The sequence below is a fragment of the Actinotalea ferrariae genome (assembly GCF_019733465.1).
GTDB lineage: Bacteria > Actinomycetota > Actinomycetes > Actinomycetales > Cellulomonadaceae > Actinotalea > Actinotalea ferrariae_A.
On sequence record NZ_JACVQL010000247.1, the window covers coordinates 1 to 1,296 of the forward strand.

Here is a 1,296-nt window from a genome sequence, read left to right on the forward strand (position 1 = left end):
TGAACCGCCCCGGCTTCCGTGGAGGCTCTCAACCCACGGAGGATGAGAGTCATGGCAGCACCGAGGAAGTACCCGGACGAGCTTCGGGATCGGGCGATCCGGATGGCGGTCGACCTGCGGCGTGATCCGTCCACGCGCAAGGGCGCGCTGGCCAGGGTCGGTGAGCAGCTGGGGATCAACCCCGAGACGCTCCGGAACTGGGTCACCCAGGCGGAGGTCGACGCCGGCGACAGGCCGGGGACGACCACGTCGGACGCGCAGCGGCTGGCCGAGCTCGAGCGCGAGGTCCGCGAGCTGCGGCGGTCGAATGCGATCTTGCGCAGCGCGTCGGCTTTCTTCGCGGCGGAGCTCGACCGCCCACAACGGTGATCGTGGAGTTCATCGACGACCACAAGGACGCTTTCGGGGTCGAGCCGATCTGCAGGGAGCTGCAGGTCGCCCCGAGCACCTACTACGCGGTCAAGTCCCGCCCGCCTTCGCGGCGGGCGGTCGGCGACGCCGTGCTCAGCGAGGTGATCGCCGCTGAGCACGCGGCGAACTACGGCGTCTACGGCGCGCGGAAGATGTGGAAGCACCTGCACCGACTCGGCCACCCGGTCGGGCGCTGCCGCGTCGAGCGGCTGATGCGCGGCGCCGGCCTGCACGGAGTGGTCCGCGGCCGGGCCAAGCGGACCACGATCCCGGGCAAGGACGGGTGCCGGGCCGCAGACCTGGTCAACCGCGCCTTCACCGCGACTGCCCCGAACCAGCTCTGGGTCGCGGACTTCACCTACGTCCGGACGTGGGCCGGCTTCACTTACGTCGCGTTCGTCATCGACGTGTTCTCGCGGATGATCGTGGGCTGGAAGGCCGACACCACGATGCGGGCGGACCTGGTGACCGACACCCTCGAGATGGCCGTGTGGTCGCGCGGCCGCGCCGGTGTCACCGACCTCACCGGCCTCATCCACCACACCGATGCCGGCTCCCAATACGTCAGCCTGGCGCTGACCGAGCGACTCGTCGCCCTCGGGATGCGGGCCTCGATCGGCACCGTCGGCGACGCCTACGACAACGCCCTCGCCGAGTCCACGATCGGGTTGTTCAAGACCGAGCTAATCCGTCGTCGCGGGCCCTGGCGCACCCTCGACGACGTCGAGATCGCAACCCTGGAGTGGGTCGACTGGTTCAACAACCGGCGCCTGCACACCGAGCTCGGCGACATCCCACCCGCCGAGCACGAGACCGCCTACTACCGTCAGATCACCGCGTCGCCGACGCTGGAAACCAAGGAACCGAGCCTCCACTGAACCCGGG

Annotated in this window: 1 protein-coding gene and 1 other annotated feature; the gene reads left to right on the top strand. The window is 69.7% G+C overall.

Annotation, left to right across the window (positions count from 1 at the left end):
• Nucleotides 1-51: 51 nt before the first annotated feature.
• Nucleotides 52-1,289, top strand: a protein-coding gene (locus tag ICW40_RS16890; protein ID WP_260459369.1) for an IS3 family transposase whose coding sequence is annotated in 2 segments (ribosomal slippage) — nt 52-331 and nt 331-1,289 — 1,239 coding nt in all. Because the reading frame shifts where the segments join, the coding sequence is not laid out codon by codon here.
• Nucleotides 330-443 (top strand) — a sequence feature (AL1L pseudoknot). (Overlaps the previous gene by 114 nt.)
• Nucleotides 1,290-1,296: the final 7 nt, after the last annotated feature.